This is a genomic window from Inquilinus limosus DSM 16000, assembly GCF_000423185.1.
GTDB lineage: Bacteria > Pseudomonadota > Alphaproteobacteria > DSM-16000 > Inquilinaceae > Inquilinus > Inquilinus limosus.
The window spans coordinates 421,453-439,268 of sequence record NZ_AUHM01000001.1 but is presented as its reverse complement, the minus strand read 5'-3'; the positions used below and the strand labels follow the sequence as shown (position 1 = coordinate 439,268).

Sequence of the window (17,816 nt, the reverse complement as noted above, 5' to 3'; positions counted from 1 at the left end):
AGCCGCCGCCATGTGCCGTATCTTCGCCTGCCAGCCCCCCGAGACCTACGCCTTCCAGACCCGGTCGGTCCGGCTCGGCGGCCAGGCCACCTCGATCCGCCTCGAGGCCGCGTTCTGGCGCATCCTGGAGGAGATCGCGGAGCTGCAGGGCACCAGCCTGCCGAAGCTGCTGACCACGCTGCACGACGAGGTACTGGAGTTCCGCGGCGAGGTGCCGAACTTCGCCTCGCTGCTGCGATGCGCCTGCCTGACCTATATGAGCGAGGGGCGAGAGGCGGTCGCGGCGCAGCCCGAGCCGAGGACGCGGCCGCTCGCCGGCACGGAATTCGTTCACCCCCGCGTCGCCGTCGGCTGAGCGCAAAAAATCTCCCTTGTAGTATGCCGCTAACACCCCGGCCGGGCCTCGGCCCGCTACAGTGACGGGAACGGTGGCCGTCGGGCCGCCGGCCGGTTCCCCGGGGGAGATCCATGGCGAAAGCCATCCACACCATGATCCGCGTCCTCGACGAGGCCCGTTCGGTCGCCTTCTATCGCGACGCCTTCGGCCTCGAGGTCGCCGACCGCTTCGTCTTCGACGGCTTCACGCTGATCTATCTGCGCAACGCCGAGGCCGATTTCGAGGTCGAGCTGACGGTCAATCACGGCCGCACCGAACCCTATGCGCTCGGCGACGGCTACGGCCATCTCGCGGTCGCGGTCGACGATCTCGACGCCGAGCACCGCCGGGTCACCGAGGCCGGGCTGGCGCCGAACCCGATCCGCGAGATGCAGCACGACGGCAAGCCGCTGGCCCGGTTCTTCTTCATCACCGATCCGGACGGCTACAAGATCGAGGTCCTGCAGCGCCGGGGCCGCTATCGCTGACTCACCGCCGGGCCACGACCCGGCGGCAAGGCGCACCGAAGCTCCGGCCGGTGCGCTGAACACACCAGGACCGGGGCGTGCCCGCCGATGGGAGGCAAGCAATGGTCAAGCGCATCGCAGCTCTCTGCGCCGTCCCGTTCCTGCTGCAGCCGGCCCTGGCGCAGGATCAGGCGCAGCCCGGCGCCGTTCCGGTCACCGAGACGCACGGCGTCACCGCGCTGAAGCCCAACCCGCGGCGCATCTGGGTGGTGGACACGGCCTTCCCGGCGGCGGAGGCCGCCAAGGTCTGGATCCTCGATGGCGCCAGCGGGAAGATCGAGGGCATGTTCAACATGGGCTACTGGCCCAATATGGGCTTCTCGCCCGACAAGTCGGAGGTCTATTCCCTCGACAGCTTCTGGGAGAAGCACACCCGCGGCGCCCGCCACGACTACCTGACCACGCGCGACGCCGCGACGCTGGAGATCAAGAGCGAGGTCGAGCTGCCCAAGGGCCGCTTCCTCGTGGTCACCAAGAAGCCGAATTACGACGTCACCCCGGACGGCGGCTACGGCCTGTCCTTCAACCTCGCCCCGGCGACCGAGGTCAGCGTCGTCGACCTCAAGGCCAAGGCCTACAAGGGCGAGATCCAGATCCCGGGCTGCGGCCTGATCTTCGCCTCGGCGCCCGACCGCTTCACCAATGTCTGCTCCGACGGCACGCTGCAGACCGTCACCTTCAAGGTCGAAGGCGACGCGATCACCAGCACGATGGAACGGACCAAGGCGCCGGTGTTCGACGCCGAGAAGGACCCGGTCTTCGAGCACGCCGGTTTCGATCGCCGCAACCGCAAGGTCTACTTCGTCTCCTATGGCGGCACCGTCTATCCGGTCGACCTGTCGGGGACCGTGGCGCAGCCGGAGCCGTCCTGGTCGCTGCTTGACGATGCGGCGAAGCAGGAGCAGTGGCGCCCGGGCGGCTGGCAGGTGGCGAGCTTCAACCAGGCCACCGGGCGGCTCTATGTGCTGATGCACCAGGGGCCGGAATGGACCCACAAGGACGCGGCGACCGAGCTCTGGGTCGTCGACGTGGCCGGCAGGAAGGTCGAGAACCGGATCAAGCTGGCCGACAAGACGATCTCCGCCGCCGTGTCGCAGGAGGCCGACCCGCTGATCTTCACGGTCGCGGAAACGACCGACATCATCACCTACGACGCCCGGGGGCACGAGGTCGCCAAGCAGGAGAAGCTCGGCTTCTCGCCCCAGGTCATCTACGTCGACGGCGAGTACTGACGGCGACCCGGCGCGGGAGGCGCGGACCCATGATCGACCCGTTGCTGCAGCTCACCTCCGCCCTGCTGCTGGCGCTCGTCTTCGGCGCGGCGGCGGCCGCGAAGCTCGGGCATCTCGAAACCTTCGAAGGCGTGGTGCAGAACTATCGGATCCTGCCGCGCCCCCTGATCCGGCCCTTCGCCTATGCCCTGCCGGTGGCCGAGGCGGCACTCGCCGCCGCCGTGCTGGTGCCGGCGACCCGCGCGGCGGCGGCCCTGGCGGCGCTGCTGCTGCTGGCCGCCTTCGCGGCGGCGATCGCGGTCAATGTCCGCCGCGGCCGGACCGCGATCGACTGCGGCTGTTTCAGCGACACGCTGCGCCAGCCGATCTCCTGGTGGATCGTGCTGCGCAACCTCGTGCTGATGGCGGCGGCGCTGCCCTGCCTGGTTCCGGCTTCGGCGCGCGCGCTGGGTGTCGGCGACGTTGCCATGGCCGCGCTCGGCGCCGCCGCCCTGTTCACCCTCTCGCTGGCGGTCGGCCTTGTCACCAAGGCGCCGCCGCCGCGCTACGAGGATAACTACCGCGCCTCGCTGCGGCGGGCCTGACGGAAGGATCGCGCCATGGACACCACCGCTCTCACCTGGGCCGTCATCCTCCTCGCCGGCGTCGTGGTCGTGCTGGCCGTCATGCTGGCGGGGCTGGCCCGGCAGATCGGCCTGCTGCACGAGCGCATCGCGCCGATGGGCGCCATGGTCAACGACCGCGGCCCCGAGGTCGGCGAGATGGCGCCGGACCTGCGGGTGACCACGCTGGCCGGCCAGGAGGTGCGGATCGGTGGGCCCAGCGCCTCCGGCCGGATGCGGCTGATCTTCTTCGTCTCGCCCAGCTGCCCGATCTGCAAGAAGCTGCTGCCGATCGCCCGGTCCTTCGTCGGCAGCGAACGGCTCGACGTCCTGCTGGTGGGCGACGGCGACCCCGCCGACCAGGCCCGGATGCGGGCCGAGCACGGCATCGAGCACGTGCCCTATGTCAACTCGCCCCAGCTCGGCATGGCCTTCCGCGTCGGCAAGCTGCCCTATGCGGTGCTGATCGACGAGGAGGGCGTGATCCGGGCCAAAGGGCTGGTCAACAGCCGGGAGCATCTGGAGAGCCTCGTGATCGCCAAGGAGTCGGGCTACGGCACGATCCAGGCCTATCTCAAGGCCCGCGGCTATGTCGGCGAAGCCGCCGCCGAAGAAAACACCCGGCATTGAGGGAGGTTCAGATGGGACGCATGTTCGACATCCTCGACGGCGGCATCGAGCGGCTGTCGCGCCGGGCCGCCCAGCGCCTGTCCCGGCGCAGCGCGCTGGCCGGGATCGGCACCCTCCTGGTCGGCGCCGGGGCGGTGCCGATCCTGCCGGTCAGCCGCAAGGTCCAGGCCGCGCCGCCGGACAAGGCGACCCTGGCCTCGCGCTTCGCCCAGTCGGCGCAGACCGACGACCCGACCGCCTGCAACTACTGGCGCTACTGCGCCAGCGACGGCTATCTCTGCTCCTGCTGCGGCGGCTCGCCGTCGACCTGCCCGCCGGGAACCGCGCCGTCGCCGACCTCCTGGGTCGGCAGCTGCATCAATCCGGACGACGGCAAGACCTACCTGATCGCCTATCAGGACTGCTGCGGTCAGGATTCCTGCGGCCGCTGCGCCTGCCTGGGGCAGGAGGGGGACTTCCCGACCTACCGGCCGCAGGTGAACAACGACATCGTCTGGTGCTTCGGCGCTTCGAGCATGGTGTACCACTGCTCCAGCGCCATCCTGGTCGGCCTCGCCGAATAGGCGATGCGGGGCCGGCTCCTGTCCCTCGGGGCGGCCCTGCTGGGCATCGGCGGCCTGGCCGCCGCCGCCCTGGCCGGCGATCCGCCGCCGATCACGCCCGATGCGGTCGCGGCCCGGACCGTGCCGGACGTCCAGCTGCGCGACAGCAGGCTGCGCCTGGCCCGGATCCTCGGCCCGGCGCAGGACTTCGCCAACAACTGCCAGGGCTGCCACGGCCCGGCCGGGGTCTCGGTCGACGAGATCCCGGCGCTCGCCGGCCGGGTCGGCTACTTCGCCCGCATCCCGGAGGGGCGGGCCTATCTGATCGAGGTGCCGAACGTGGCCCAGTCCCAGCTCGACAGCGCCCGCATCGCCGCGCTGATGACCTGGGTGCTGCGCACCTTCGGCGCGGCGCAGCTGCCCGCGGATTTCGAGCCCTATACGGCGGAGGAGGTGGAGCGGCTGCGGCGCGCCCGGATCAACCCCTTCGTCGAGCGGCAGAGGATCATCGCCATGCTGGTCGAGCGCGGCGAGCTGGACGACGGCGCGCGGCTGGCCCTCAAGCCGTTCCGGAACTACTGACATGGCGCTGTCCCTGACTCGTCGCGGCCTGATCGCCGCCGGGCTCGGCGTCGGGGCGTTCGGCCTCGGCCGCCTCGCCCTGGGCGGCGAGGGGCCGGAACTGCCGGCCCTGCCCGAGCTGCCGGTCGACCGCAGCGAGCCGGGGCTGGCGCGGGCGCATCTGACCGCGGCGCCGATCGCCGGCGACCTCGCCGGCAACCTGCTGGGCTATGCCGGCCGGTATCCCGGTCCGCTGCTGCGCCTGCGCGAGGGCGAGCGGCTGCAGCTGATCCTCGAGAACCGCACCGGCATGGCGACCAACCTGCATTTCCACGGGCTTTCGGTCGAGCCGGGCGGCTCCGGCGACAATCCCTGGATCGTGGTGCCGCAGGGCGAGCGGTTCCGCTACGAGTTCGACGTGCCGCCGGGCAATGCCGGGCTGCACTGGTATCACCCGCATCTGCACGGGCGGGTCGGCCTCAGCGGCTTCGCCCAGATGCGCGGCCTGATCGGGCCGATCCTGGTCGAGCGGGGGGAGCCGGACGGCCTGCCGCCGGCCGACGACCGGATCCTGGTGCTGCACGATATGGCGATCGTGGATGGCCAGGTCCGCTGGCCGCGGCTGACCGACTGGGCGGTCGGGCACGAGGGCACGCGGCTTCTGGTCAACGGCGTCGAACGGCCGCGGATCACCGCGTGCCGCGCCTGGCTGCGGCTGCGCCTGGTCGCTGCTGCCAATGCCCGGTACTGGCGCCTGGCGCCGTCCGACGGCGGTCCGCTGTTTCTCGTGGCGCAGGACGGGGCGCTGCTGGCCGCGCCGGAGGCTGTCCCGGAGATCTTCCTGCCGCCCGGCGCCCGGGCCGAGGTGATGATCCCGGTGGCCGGCCGCCCCGGCTTCGATCTGCTGATCCGGCCCTATGACCGGATGGGCAGCGTCCACACCGGCGAGCTGCCGCTGATCCGGATCCGGCCCGACACCGCCGAGACGGCCGTGCCGGACCTGCCGTCGCGGCTGGCGGACTGGCCGCGCTTCGATCCGGCGGCCGTGGCGCGGCGGCGCGAGATCCCGATCGCCCTCCTGACCATCTGCGGTCGGCTCTACGACGGCGGCCGGGTGGATCTTCCGGTGGCGGCGGGGTCGTCGGAGATCTGGACGCTGCGCAATGTCGACCTGATGGACCATCCGGTCCATCTCCACACCTGGCGCTTCGAGGCGCTGGCGCTGAACGGCGCGCCCGTGGCGCGGCGGGCGCGGCTCGACACCCACAATCTCCGGCCCGGCGACGCGCTCGACATCGGCATCCGCTTCGACCGCTTCCGCGGCCGCTCCCTGTTCCACTGCCACATCGTCGAGCATGCCGATCAGGGCATGATGGCGGTCGTCGAGGCCGCGTGAATTCCCGCAACCAAGGACGAAAGCAACAATGAAGCCAGCCTGGATCGCCGGTCTCGCATTGCTGGCCGCCGCGGCGCCGGCGGTGGCGCAGGACGCCGCCAAAGGGCAGCAGATCTACACCGTCTGCGCCTCCTGCCATGGCGGCGACGGCCGCGCCACCACCCTGCCGCAATACCCGAAGATCGGCGGCCAGAACCAGGCCTATCTGGTCATTGCGCTGAAGGCCTATCGCGACGGCAAGCGGCAGGGCACCTACGCGGCGATGATGGCGGCGACGGCGAAGGGCCTGTCCGACCAGGAGATCGCCGACGTCGCCGCCTATGTGGCGGCGCTGGGCAAGCCGGATTAGGGAGAAGCCCCCAATCGTCATTGCGAGGAGGCGAAGCCGACGAAGCAATCCATGCTTCCGCGCGAGCTGCCCTGGATTGCTTCGCTACGCTCGCAATGACGATGATTCATCCATAGATCGTGGGCATGAGGCGTGCGGATCCCCGCACGCCTCGGCCGGCAGGTGTGCGGAATTCCGCCCGGGCGGCGTCCAGCTGACCGTGGTCCGGCGGGAAACGGCCGTTTCCGATCAATGACATAGCGAAAGTTCTTCGCAGCCGTGCCGGCTGGCACGGCGATTGCACCCTTCTCGGCGCCGTCCGCAAGAAGGGGCATCCCCGGGGCGGCAGGAAACCCCATGCCGGCGTCGCCGCGGTCATCGCGGTCCGCGCCCCGAGGAGTGTGTGCCATGGCCACTGCCGACGCCGCCCCGCGTCCCATCCCCTTCTACCGCCATCTCTACGTCCAGGTGCTGATCGCCGTCGCGATCGGCATCCTGCTCGGCCATTTCTACCCGGACCTCGGCGCATCACTGAAGCCGCTCGGCGACGCCTTCATCAAGCTGGTGAAGATGATCATCGCGCCGGTGATCTTCCTGACCGTGGTCACCGGCATCGCCGGCATGCACGACCTGGAGAAGGTCGGGCGGGTCGGCGCCAAGGCGATGATCTACTTCCTGGTCTTCTCCACCCTGGCGCTGGTCGTGGGCCTGGTGATCGCCAACCTGGTGCAGCCGGGCGCCGGCCTGCATATCGACCCGGCGACGCTCGATGCGAAGGCGGTGGAGAAATACGCGACCCAGGCGCACGAGCAATCGATCGTCGGGTTCCTGACCAACATCATCCCGACCACGATGCTCAGCCCCTTCACCGGCGGCGACATCCTGCAGGTGCTGTTCGTCTCGGTGCTGTTCGGCGTCGGCCTCGCCATGACCGGCGAGAAGGGCGCGCCGGTGCTGAACATGCTGAAGTCGGTGTCGGGCGCGGTGTTCAAGGTCGTCGCCATCCTGATGAAGGTGGCGCCGATCGGCGCCTTCGGCGCCATGGCCTTCACCATCGGCAAGTTCGGCATCGGCTCGATCGCCAACCTGGCCTTCCTGGTCGGCACCTTCTACGCCACGGCGCTGGTCTTCGTGCTGGTCGTGCTGGGCGCCGTCGCCCGGTACAACGGCTTCTCGATCATCGCCCTGATCCGCTACATCAAGGCCGAGCTGCTGCTGGTGCTCGGCACCAGCTCGTCGGAGGCCGCGCTGCCGGCGGTGATGGAGAAGATGGAGCGGGCGGGCTGCGCCAAGCCGGTGGTCGGCCTCGTGATCCCGACCGGTTATTCCTTCAACCTCGACGGCACCAACATCTACATGACCATGGCGGCGCTGTTCATCGCCCAGGCGACGGACACGCATCTGTCGCTCGGCGACGAGATCCTGCTGCTGCTGGTGGCGATGCTCAGCTCCAAGGGCGCCGCCGGCGTCACCGGCTCGGGCTTCATCACCCTGGCGGCGACGCTGTCGGTGGTGCCGACGGTGCCGGTCGCCGGCATGGCGCTGATCCTCGGCATCGACCGCTTCATGTCGGAATGCCGGGCGCTGACCAACTTCATCGGCAACGCCGTCGCCGCCGTCGTCGTCGCCCGCTGGGAAGGCGCGCTCGACGAGACCCGGCTGAAGGCGGCCCTGGCCGGCGAGCCGCTGCCGGCCCCGGAGGAGGTCCCGGCCCCCGCCCCGGCGGAGTGAGGCGAAGGGCGGACTGTCGCCCTTCTTGCCGCTCACCAGAAGGAGCAGGGAGCGCCAGAAGCGGTTATCCAGCCGTCACTCCGGTAGCCCTGCCCTTCGCAGGCCCTCGGAAAACGTCGCGAGATCCTCCGGTCGGCGGATCGGGAGCCAATCCGTAAGACTGGAGACGCGGAACGTGGGATCGAGCTGGCGCAAGTGGCTCATCGCCCGCTGCGCCTCGTCCGATCGGCCCGCAAGCGCGTGGCTCGCTGCGATGATGCCGACGACCATCAGGAAGCTCGGCAACTCCCTGTATGCCTTCTCCGCCCATGACGAAGCGGCGTCGAAGCGTCCCGCGAGCAAATGAGCCAGCGCCATGCCCGCCTGCATGCGAAACATCTCCGGATCCAGCGGACTGAAGCGCATGGCGCGCGAAAAATAATCTATGGCACTGTCCGGATCGCCGCGCTCGGTTCTCAGGAAGCCGCCGAGGAACCAGGCGGCTGCCAGGTTCGGGTCGAGCGCAAGCGCCCTGTCGACCAAGGCAATGCTCGTATCGAGGTCGCCCACGAAATGCGCGAGCGCATGACCGGCTCTGGTGAGCGCGACCGCGTCGTCCCTGCCCAGCTCGACGGCCCGGCGGGCGAGGCGCGTGCCTTCCGCGATCTCTCGCGGGCGATCCGTCATCCAGCCGTTGACCTTGCGCCAGAAATGACACCAGGCCGCCATCGCATGGGCCGACGCGAAATCCGGATCGAGCTCGATCGCTCGATAGAACAAGGGCAGCCCTTCGTCGACGGCCTCCCTGGTTCCCAGGTTCAGGTCCGCCCGTCCGCGCAGATAGTAGTCGTAGGCGTCGAGGCTATCGGTCGGCTTCCGCTTCGCGCGTTCGATCTCCGCCTGCTCGAGCTGCCGCGCGATCGCGCCAACGACGCTCGCCGAGATTTGATCCTGCAGATCGAAGATGTCGTCGAGGGTGCCTTCGAAGCGCTCTGCCCAGATATGCACCCCGGTCGTCGCGTCGATGAGCTGTCCTGTGATGCGCACGCGGTTCGCGGCTTTGCGCATGCTGCCTTCCAGCACGTAGCGCACGCCGAGGTCGCGGCCCACCTGCTTCACGTCGATCGCCCGGCCCTTGTAGGTGAAGCTCGAATTGCGCGCGATGACGAACATCCAGCGAATGCGTGACAGTGCCGAGACGATGTCCTCGACCACGCCGTCGATGAAGTAGTCTTGTGCGGGGTCTCCGCTCAGGTTCAGGAACGGCAAGACAGCGATGGAGGGCTTGTCGGGAAGGACCAGAGCCTGTGCAGCGACCTCCTCCGATGTGGTGGTCCCGGATTTCAAGGAATCAGGGCCGTCCGATGCCGGTGCTTCCTTGACCTCGCCGACGAAGCGAAAGCCCTTGCGGGCGACCGTTCGGATCAGCCGCTGCTCCTTGCCGCTGTCGCCGATCGCCTTGCGCGCCGCATTGATATGACTGGCCAGGGTTGATTCTGAGACGATCCGCCCGTTCCACACCGTATCGAGTAGGCTGTCCCTGCTGACGACGCGCTCGCGATTCTCGACCAGGTGGAGCAGTAGGTCGAAGACTTGCGGACCAGTTGCAATCACCTTGGACCCGCGGCAGAGCTCCCGCCGGTCGGGGTCGAGCACGCAATCTCCGAACACGAACGGCATTCGGCACTCCCTTCACCGCCGTGCGCTAGAGTCGAGCACGTAGCCGAGCCGACCGAGCGGCCGACGGCAACGCGGAAAAGGCCATTGATAGCACGGTCGCGGCATTGGCTCTTGGACAAAAATCCAAGCCAGACGCAACGGCAATTCAAGGTCGCCGCGAAGTCTTCGTGGCGGGTTTCACGCATCTTCCGCTCATCGATGGCGATGGATGTGGCCGGATCGAATTTAGGGCCGAAAATTCTCCTGCCACTCCAATAAACCGCGCGCCGGAGAAGGAAGTCCGACAATGAGCATGATCGCGACCAAGGATGGCGCGGAAATCTACTACGAGGACTGAGCGAGAGCCCGGTCGTAACCTTCTCGCGCGGCTGGCCGCTCAACGCCGAAACCTGCTCGTCATCAATGGAGATCCCAGTGAAGATCACAGTTATCGGAGGCAGCGGCCTCATCGGATCGAAGGTCGTGAGCCGGCTTCGTCAGAAGGGCCACGAGGTTGTTGCGGCATCGCTCAGCTCGGGCGTCAACACCGTGACCGGCGAGGGACTGGCCGAAGCCCTTGATGGGGCGAGGGTCGTCGTCGACCTGGCGAACTCGCCTTCGTTCGAGGAGAAGGCCGCGATCGACTTCTTCGAGACCTCGGGCCGAAACCTCCTGGCGGCAGAGGCCGCCGCCGGAGCGACGCATCATGTTGCGCTCTCGGTGGTCGGGACCGAACGCCTTCTTGAGATGGGCTACTTCCGCGCGAAGTTGGCCCAGGAAGACCTGATCAAGGCCTCGAGGATTCCCTACACGATCGTCCGCGCGACGCAATTCTTCGAGTTCATGGCCGGGATCGCCCAATCGGGCACGGTCGGGCAAACGGCTCATCTGTCGCCTGTCCTGTTCCAGCCCATCGCGGCCGATGACGTCGCCGACGCGGTGACCGACGTCGCGCTCGATGCCCCAGTGAACGGTACGATCGAGATCGCAGGCCCGGAGCGCGCGCCCATAGACGAACTCGTGGGTCGGTTCCTGAGCGCGACGCATGATCCGCGCACGGTGATCGCGGATGCCAAGGCGGGCTATTTCGGCATCGCGGTGAACGATCAGTCGCTTACGCCCGGCGACAACCCGCGCATCGGCGCGACACGCTTCGACGACTGGCTCAGTCGGACATCATCGCAGCGATAGGCTGCACGGCGGCTTCGGGGCGAGGAGCGAGACGATGATCGATCTGCACAGCGCGCGCCTGCCGGCGAGGCATCGCCTGTGAGCTGACCAGCTCACCTTCGAGGCGCTCGGCGCCTTGCCGCCGGGCGAGTCTGCGAGGGGCCGCCCCACTGGGCAACCTCACCGCGAAAGGAAGCAAGATCATGAGGACCATCGAAGACAACCGCGCGGTGCTGGCCGCCGTGCTCATCATGGTCGCCTTCAACGGCCTGTTCCTCTCCGCCAACGGGATCTTCATGCTCGTCGCGCCCCTGACGTGGTACGAGCTGGTGCCTGGGGTGACCGATACCGGCTTCTTCAATCAGCATTTCGTCCGGGATATCGGCATCATTCAGCTGTTCCTCGGCGTCGCGTTCATCATTGGCCTGCTGCGACCCGAGCGCCGCATCGGCCTCTGGGCCGCCGCAACGCTGTGGCTGATCGCGCACGCCCTGTTCCACCTGTGTGAGGTCGCCGTCGGCATCTGCGCGCCCTCCGTCATCCCGCGCGATTTTCCCGCCGTCACCCTGCCCGCGCTCATCGGCATCGCGCTCACCCTCTGGGCGATCCGTCGCTCTCGCGCCGGAAGAGCGGCTTTCGCCTGAGATTCCAGACTCAATCAATAGGAGAACGACCATGACAAAGCATATGAGCGACCTCGCCCAAAAGAATGAAATACATCAGGAAAGGGGCGGTCAGCAGGAGACAGACATGAGCCCGGACAGCATCTCGCACCCCGGTCGATCGGGGCCCGAAGAGTTGGTTCCGTCGCGCTACGCGCTGCGGATCGGCGAGATTGACGTGCTGGTGGTCAGCGATGGGGTGCTGCCGCTGCCGACCGCGATGTTGGCGCACAACGTCGACCCGGCCGTCCGGGCGGCCTGGCTGAAGGACATGTTCCTGCCGCCGGACGCGTTCGATTGGGCGCTGAACGTGGTCGTGGTGCGCAGCGGCGATCAGACCATACTGGTCGACGCCGGGCTCGGGTTCGACCCGGACCTGCACCTGCCGCGGGCCGGGCAGCTGATCAAGCGGCTGGAGGCCGCCGGTATCGATCTCGCCTCCGTGACCGATCTGGTGCTGACCCATATGCACATGGACCATGTCGGCGGGCTGCTCGTCGACGGGGTGAAGGACCGGCTGCGCCCGGACCTGCGGATCCATGTGGCGGCCGCCGAGGTCGAGTTCTGGGAGGCGCCCGATTTCTCCCACGTCTCCATGCCGCCGGGGTTCCCGGACGCGCTTCGGTCGGCCGCCAAGCGGTTCATGAAGGAGTATGGCAGCCATCTGCGGACGTTCGAGGAGGAGCGTGAGGTGGCGCCGGGGGTGGTCGCCCATCGCACCGGCGGCCACACCCCCGGGCACAGCGTGGTCCGCGTGGCGTCCGGCGGCGACCGGCTGACCTTCGCCGGGGACCTCGTATTCGCGGTCGGGTTCGACCACCCCGAGTGGTACAACGGCTTCGAGCATGACCCCGAGGAGGCGGCCCGCGTCCGGACCCGCCTGTTGCAGGAGCTGGCGGGGACCGGCGAGCTGCTGGTGGCCACCCACCTGCCGTTCCCGTCCGTCGGCCGGGTGGCGGCTGCTGGCGACGCCTTCCGTTGGGTGCCGGCCTTCTGGGACTACTGACCGCTTGTCGGGTCGGTGCCTCCATCCGGCCTCTGCACCCGCGCGAGCGAGCTGCCTTGGCCTGGACGGGAAGCCCGGATCACGAAGGGTCACGCGCCGGACGACGTCTACGAGGTGGCGTGCCGTGAGTTCTCCGACGCGGAACTCATCGCGCTTTCGACAGCCGTCGGCGTGACCCGCTCCGGCAACGACAGGATTCAGCCCAGCACCAGGAACATCATGTCCACGTTGAAAGACAGAGTCGTCATCGTCACTGGCGGCAGCTCCGGCATCGGCCGGGCCGCGGCGCGGCGCTTCGCCGAGGCGGGAGCGAAGGTCATCATCACCGGCCGCCGTGCGGCGGCCCTCGAGGAAGCCGCCAGCGATCACCCCGGCATCTCCGCGGTCGTGGCCGACGCCGCCGCGCCGCAGGACGCGGCGCGGACGGTCGCGCATGCCGTCGAAGCCTATGGACGCTTCGATGTGCTGGTCAACAATGCCGGGGCGGGCGCCATCCTTCCCCTGGCCGAGGCCACGGCTGACAGGGTCGAGAGCATCTTTGCAGTCAACGTGGTCGGGGCGAGCCTGCTCGCCACGGCCGCCTTGCCCCATCTGGCCGCTGCGAAGGGCGCCATCGTCAACGTCTCCAGCACCTACGGCCACAAGGCGGCGGCGGGGCTGTCGCACTACGCCGCCAGCAAGGCGGCGCTGGAGCATTTGACCCGCTGCTGGGCGCTGGAGTTGGCTCAGCAGGGCGTGCGCGTCAACGCCGTGGCGGCGGGGCCGACCGAGTCCGGCGCCCTGACCGGCATGATGGGGCTTTCGGCGGAGCAGGCCGCGGCCGTCGAGGCGCAGGAGCGCGAGGCAATCCCCCTCAGGCGGCGCGGCAAGCCGGACGACGTGGCGCGCTGGATCGTGGCGCTGGCCGACCCGGCGTCGGAATGGGTGACGGGGCAGGTCATCGCCGTCGATGGCGGCTTGGGGCTCGCATAACTGCATTGCGAAAGCCCGGCAGCGACTATTGGGCCTTACCCCGCGCTATTGATCGCTCGGCGCTAACGGCTGCCTCGGGGAACCGCTCGCAACAACGGTGTCCTCGCTGCGGCGGCCGGCGGGAGCTCGCCCGAGAAGCCGGTCAGGGAGGTGGCCGACCTGCGCCTGACGGCGACCGCATGCTGACCTCGGCCTGCGGCCTGGCTGCCTGTTCGATCGGCCGGGCTGTTCTTCACCATGATCGGCCAGTTTCGTATTATCTTGATTGGCAAATATTATTCTGTAAGTTATTTAAAATGCAAATATTTACACTCGGTCTCTCGCATGTAATGTTGCCTGAGCGGATGTCAATCATGGGGGTGCGAGATGACCGAGATCCATGGAACGGCCGCCTCTGGCGATTGGGATTACCTCAACATCTACGGAACCGACGGCGACGATCATCTTGTCGTGCCCGCCAACGACTATTGGAATTACGTCGAGGCCTACACGGGATCGGATCTGATCGAGGTGGATCCGGGGAATACGGGGAATGTCAGCATTCAACTCGGTGACGGCGGAGACACGATCCATGGAGGGCCCGGATCGGAGCATGTAAGCCTGTGGGATGAGGCGAGGATCGGGCATCTGATGTTCACCGGAGGGGCCGGGGACGATTCCGTCTCCCTCGGCATTCTCGGGCTGGGGCCGGGCAATGTGCTGGATGGCGGCGATGGCAAGGACGAGGTCTCTTTCTTCGGCCGGGGCGTCTTCGTCCATCTGGAGAACGGGACCGCTCTGATCGGGCCCAAGGATCAGCCGGATGTGTTCTACGAGACGCCCGTGCTGAACTTCGAGGATGCGAGCGGCACCGGCGGGCACGACATCCTGGTCGGGACGGGCGGAGGAAATCTTCTGCAAGGCTGGAGCGGAGACGACCTTCTCTCCGGCCGTGGCGGCACGGATCGCCTGGAGGGAAGTGCCGGCGACGACGTCCTGGTCGGAGGGCTCGGCGCCGACGGACTTTCGAGCGGCCCGGGAGCGGACATCATCCGGATCGACCGGCTGGTGGAGAGCCTGCCGGGCCAGGAAGACACCATCCTCGACTTCACCTTCCGCGACACGATCGACCTCTCGCGCATCGACGCCGATCTGACGACGGCCGGCAACCAGGCCTTCACCTTCGTCGGCACCGCGGCCTTCAGCGGCGCGGCCGGCGAACTGCGCTACGAGGTCCAGGGGGCCGACCTTCTGGTCTCGGCGGATGCCGATGGCGACCGGGTCGCCGATCTCGCGGTCAAGGCCCTGGACCTGACGGAGCTGACCGCAGCGGACTTCATCCTCTGACCTCCCGCCGCCGGGCGCCGCAGGAATCGCGGACCACCAGCTCGGTCGGCAGCACGACGCGGCGCTGCTCCGGCGTCTCGCCCTTCAGGAGGCGGATCAGCAGCTGCGCCGCCTGGCGGCCCTGCTCGATGCCCGGGTTGCGCACCGTGGTCAGGGCCGGGCGCAGCAGGGCGGCGAAGGGCAGGTCGTCGAAGCCGACCACGGCGATGTCGTCCGGCACCGACAGCCCGGCATCGGCCAGCGCAGCCATCGCGCCGAGGGCGATGGTGTCGTTGCCGGCGAGCAGGGCGGTCGGTCGCGCGCCGGCGCGGTCCAGCAGCTCGCGCATCGCCCGGTGGCCGCTCTCGGCGCTGAAGGCGCCATAGGCGACCAGCCGGTCGTCCGGCTCGATGTCATGGGCGCGCAGGGATTCGCGGTAGGCGTTCAGCCGTGCGTCGGTGGCGACGAAGCCGGGCGGCGAGAAGCCGATATGGGCGATGGCGCCGTGGCCGAGCCCGACCAGATGGTCGACCGCACGGCGGATGGCGCGGCGGGTGGAGAAATTGACCGCATGCTCCCGCGGATGGCGGACCGATCCCAGCAGCACCAGCGGGAAGCCCTGGTCGATCAGCGCATGGATCTGCGGCGCCGCGGTCGGCGGGTTCAGCACGATCAGCCCGTCGATCCGGCGGCCCTCGACAAGCTCGGCATAGGCGTGCGGGCCGGCGCCGGGCTCCACCCCCTCCAGCAGGATGCGGTAGCCGCTCTCGCTCGTGGCCTGGCTGATGCCGTAGAGCAGCTGCGGCACGAAGCCGTCGACGGTCAGCACCTGCGGGTCGGTGACCACCAGGCCGATGGTCTCGGTGTCGCCGCGCACCAGCATGCGGGCCGCCGAGTTCGGCCGGTAGCCCAGCGCCGCCGCGGCCTCCAGCACGCGCTGCCGGGTCTCGGCGCTGATTGCCACCGCCTCCGACCGGTTCAGCACCATCGAGACGGTGGCGCGCGACACCCCGGCCCGGCGGGCGACATCGTGGCTGGTGATCCTGCGTCGTTCCATATCCATCCGCTTCACGTGGCGCCCGGCCGATCGGGAACGCCTCGTCCCCTGTGCCATGCCGGTCGGTGCTTGACAAGCCGGCCGGATCTCGATTGACTATGACTAACACGTGTTAGTAACGATAGTGACACGTGTCATTCGTCGACAGAAGCCTCGTTTCCACAGGATGTCGAGGCCCGGTCCGGGGAGGAGTGTCGAGGATGGTGGCAGCGGAATGGAGCAGGCCGGCCGCCGCCGGCTGGCTGCGGTCCCGCCCGAAGCTGCGGGCGGCGCTGCAGCGCAACGTGACCGGCTGGCTGTTCATCCTGCCGGCGCTGGTCGGCTTCGGCATCTTCTATCTCTTCCCGACGCTGCGGGCGATCGAGATCAGCCTGACCGACTGGAACCTGATGCGGGCGCCGAAATTCGTCGGCTTCGACAACTACCTGAAGCTGGCCGACGACCCGCGCTTCTGGCAATCGGTGCGCATCACCGTCGCCTACGTCCTCTACAACATCCCGCTGCAGACGGTGCTGGGCCTCGCCCTCGCCGTGCTGATGGACCGGCTCAGCCGGTCGGTGGCGGTGCGGGCGGCGGTGATCGCGCCCTATCTCCTGTCCAACGTCATCGCCGCGCTGATCTGGCTGTGGCTCTTGGACCCGCTGCTTGGCATGACTAACGCCTTCCTCGGGATGATCGGGGTGCCGCGACAATCCTTCCTGGCGACGCCGGACCTCGCCATCATGTCGATCGCCGGGATCAACATCTGGCGCCATGTCGGGCTGACGGCGCTGCTGTTCTACGCCGGGCTGCAGGCGATCCCGCGCTCACTGTACGAGGCGGCACGGCTGGAAGGGGCGGGGGAATGGACGGTGTTCCGGCGCATCACCCTGCCGCTGCTGCGACCGGTGCTGGTCTTCGTGCTGGTGACCAGCGTGATCGGGTCGTTCCAGGTGTTCGACACCATCGCCGTCACCACCCAGGGCGGGCCGGCGAACTCGACCAGCGCGATCATCTGGTACGTCTACGAAAGCGCCTTCCGCTTCTCGAAGATGGGCTACGCCTCGGCGATGTCGGTGGCGCTGTTCGCGGTGCTGATCCTGGTCACCCTGCTGCAGATGCGGGCGCTGCGCGCCGGCAGCTCGGATCTCGAGTGAGGGACGCGCCATGACCGCGATCGCCCTGCCGCACGCCTCCCTTCAGCGCCTGTCCTTCGGCCGCATCTTCGCCTGGGCAGTGCTGGGCGCGTTCATCGTGTGCTCGCTGTTCCCGCTCTGGATCACGCTGAAGACGGCGCTGGTGCCGAGCTCGACCCTGTTCGATCAGGCGACGCTGCTGGTGCCGGTCGACGTCACCCTCGACAATGTCCGCCGCGTGCTGGGGCTGGCGCCGATCAATCCCGCGACTCCGTCGACGCCGATCAACTTCGCCCTGGCGCTGCGCAACAGCCTGATCTTCACGCTGCTGACGGTGGGCGGGCAGATCTTCTTCTCGGCGCTGGCCGCCTATGCCTTCGCCCGCATCCGCTTCGTCGGGTCGTCGGTGATCTTCTACCTGTTCATCGCCGCCACCATGATCCCGGCGATCGTGCTGTTCATCCCGAACTTCGTGCTGATCCGGCAGCTGGGCTGGCTGAACACCTTCCAGGGCATGGTGGCGCCGACCCTGCTGATGTCGCCCTTCGCCGTGTTCTTCCTGCGCCAGTTCTTCCTGTCGACCCCGCGCGAGCTGGAGGAGGCGGCGCGGATCGACGGCGCCACGCCGTTCCGGACGTTCTGGAGCGTGGTGCTGCCGGTGCACAAGAGCGCCATCGCGACGCTGGCGATCCTGCTGTCGATCAACGCCTGGAACGACTTCTTCTGGCCGTTCCTGGTCGGGCGCGATGCCGAGGTCCGGGTCATCTCGGTGGCGCTGTCCGCCTTCAAGTCGCAGCAGCAGAGTGGCAACCCGGACTGGACCGGGATGACGGCCGCCACCGTGCTGTCGATCGTGCCGGTGATCGCCCTGCTCGTGCTGTTCGGCCGGCGCGTCGTCGAATCCCTGCAGTTCAGCGGGCTGAAGTGACCCGCGGCGTCCACAAACGAGATCGGAGGAGGCTTGAG

The 17,816-nt window shown here is 68.4% G+C and carries 19 protein-coding genes; 17 read left to right on the top strand and 2 right to left on the bottom strand.

Features of this window, described 5'->3' with window-relative positions:
* Positions 1 to 10: 10 nt before the first annotated feature.
* From G537_RS35980 to G537_RS0102145, 10 genes are all read left to right on the top strand, one after another.
* Entirely contained in the window at positions 11 to 355 is a 345-nt protein-coding gene (locus G537_RS35980; protein ID WP_064742056.1) for a ribbon-helix-helix domain-containing protein, read from the top strand.
* A gap of 113 nt (positions 356 to 468) precedes the next feature.
* Positions 469 to 864, top strand: a complete 396-nt coding sequence (locus G537_RS0102185; protein WP_026868727.1) for a VOC family protein — start codon at positions 469 to 471, stop codon at positions 862 to 864.
* 101 nt (positions 865 to 965) lie between these two features.
* The gene (locus G537_RS0102180; protein ID WP_026868726.1) at positions 966 to 2,135 is read left to right on the top strand and encodes an amine dehydrogenase large subunit; all 1,170 of its coding nucleotides are present in this window, start codon (positions 966 to 968) and stop codon (positions 2,133 to 2,135) included.
* 29 nt (positions 2,136 to 2,164) lie between these two features.
* Positions 2,165 to 2,719: a MauE/DoxX family redox-associated membrane protein gene (locus G537_RS35975; protein WP_051247692.1), complete on the top strand. Its 555-nt coding sequence runs from the start codon at positions 2,165 to 2,167 to the stop codon at positions 2,717 to 2,719.
* 15 nt (positions 2,720 to 2,734) lie between these two features.
* Entirely contained in the window at positions 2,735 to 3,367 is a 633-nt protein-coding gene (gene mauD / locus G537_RS0102170; RefSeq protein WP_026868725.1) for a methylamine dehydrogenase accessory protein MauD, read from the top strand.
* An 11-nt stretch (positions 3,368 to 3,378) separates the two neighbouring features.
* Positions 3,379 to 3,930, top strand: coding sequence for a methylamine dehydrogenase (amicyanin) small subunit (gene mauA / locus G537_RS0102165; RefSeq protein WP_051247690.1), 552 nt, complete (start codon positions 3,379 to 3,381; stop codon positions 3,928 to 3,930).
* 3 nt (positions 3,931 to 3,933) lie between these two features.
* A complete protein-coding gene (locus G537_RS41820) occupies positions 3,934 to 4,491 on the top strand; it encodes a c-type cytochrome (RefSeq protein ID WP_051247688.1) in 558 nt (185 codons plus the stop codon).
* Between the two features lies 1 nt (position 4,492).
* Complete coding sequence (locus G537_RS0102155; RefSeq protein ID WP_051247686.1) at positions 4,493 to 5,866, top strand: multicopper oxidase family protein; 1,374 nt, start codon at positions 4,493 to 4,495, stop codon at positions 5,864 to 5,866.
* Between the two features lie 28 nt (positions 5,867 to 5,894).
* Entirely contained in the window at positions 5,895 to 6,215 is a 321-nt protein-coding gene (locus G537_RS0102150) for a c-type cytochrome (protein ID WP_026868722.1), read from the top strand.
* A gap of 387 nt (positions 6,216 to 6,602) precedes the next feature.
* Positions 6,603 to 7,925, top strand: coding sequence for a dicarboxylate/amino acid:cation symporter (locus G537_RS0102145; RefSeq protein WP_026868721.1), 1,323 nt, complete (start codon positions 6,603 to 6,605; stop codon positions 7,923 to 7,925).
* A gap of 75 nt (positions 7,926 to 8,000) precedes the next feature.
* Here G537_RS0102145 and G537_RS0102140 read toward each other — a convergent pair whose 3' ends face one another.
* Positions 8,001 to 9,584, bottom strand: coding sequence for a winged helix-turn-helix domain-containing tetratricopeptide repeat protein (locus tag G537_RS0102140; RefSeq protein WP_026868720.1), 1,584 nt, complete (start codon positions 9,582 to 9,584; stop codon positions 8,001 to 8,003).
* 414 nt (positions 9,585 to 9,998) lie between these two features.
* On the opposite strand from G537_RS0102140, the gene G537_RS0102135 reads away from it, so the two are divergent.
* The 5 genes from G537_RS0102135 to G537_RS35965 all read left to right on the top strand — a co-directional run bounded on the left by G537_RS0102135 (position 9,999) and on the right by G537_RS35965 (position 14,699).
* Positions 9,999 to 10,754, top strand: a complete 756-nt coding sequence (locus G537_RS0102135) for an SDR family oxidoreductase (RefSeq protein ID WP_026868719.1) — start codon at positions 9,999 to 10,001, stop codon at positions 10,752 to 10,754.
* A gap of 182 nt (positions 10,755 to 10,936) precedes the next feature.
* Positions 10,937 to 11,377 carry a hypothetical protein gene (locus G537_RS0102130; protein ID WP_051247684.1) on the top strand — a complete coding sequence of 147 codons (441 nt, stop codon included), beginning with the start codon at positions 10,937 to 10,939 and terminating at the stop codon, positions 11,375 to 11,377.
* Between the two features lie 106 nt (positions 11,378 to 11,483).
* A complete protein-coding gene (locus G537_RS0102125; protein ID WP_026868717.1) occupies positions 11,484 to 12,401 on the top strand; it encodes an MBL fold metallo-hydrolase in 918 nt (305 codons plus the stop codon).
* A gap of 219 nt (positions 12,402 to 12,620) precedes the next feature.
* Positions 12,621 to 13,373: an SDR family NAD(P)-dependent oxidoreductase gene (locus G537_RS0102120; protein ID WP_026868716.1), complete on the top strand. Its 753-nt coding sequence runs from the start codon at positions 12,621 to 12,623 to the stop codon at positions 13,371 to 13,373.
* A 366-nt stretch (positions 13,374 to 13,739) separates the two neighbouring features.
* Positions 13,740 to 14,699, top strand: a complete 960-nt coding sequence (locus G537_RS35965) for a calcium-binding protein (RefSeq protein ID WP_051247682.1) — start codon at positions 13,740 to 13,742, stop codon at positions 14,697 to 14,699.
* On the opposite strand, the gene G537_RS0102110 is transcribed toward G537_RS35965, so the two are convergent.
* Complete coding sequence (locus tag G537_RS0102110) at positions 14,689 to 15,735, bottom strand: LacI family DNA-binding transcriptional regulator (RefSeq protein ID WP_034850350.1); 1,047 nt, start codon at positions 15,733 to 15,735, stop codon at positions 14,689 to 14,691. The two genes, G537_RS35965 and G537_RS0102110, sit on opposite strands and share 11 nt — an antisense overlap.
* A gap of 200 nt (positions 15,736 to 15,935) precedes the next feature.
* Here G537_RS0102110 and G537_RS0102105 point away from each other — a divergent pair, with 200 nt between their 5' ends.
* Entirely contained in the window at positions 15,936 to 16,871 is a 936-nt protein-coding gene (locus G537_RS0102105; RefSeq protein ID WP_026868714.1) for a carbohydrate ABC transporter permease, read from the top strand.
* Between the two features lie 10 nt (positions 16,872 to 16,881).
* A complete protein-coding gene (locus G537_RS0102100; protein ID WP_051247680.1) occupies positions 16,882 to 17,778 on the top strand; it encodes a carbohydrate ABC transporter permease in 897 nt (298 codons plus the stop codon).
* The last annotated feature ends 38 nt before the right edge of the window (positions 17,779 to 17,816 follow it).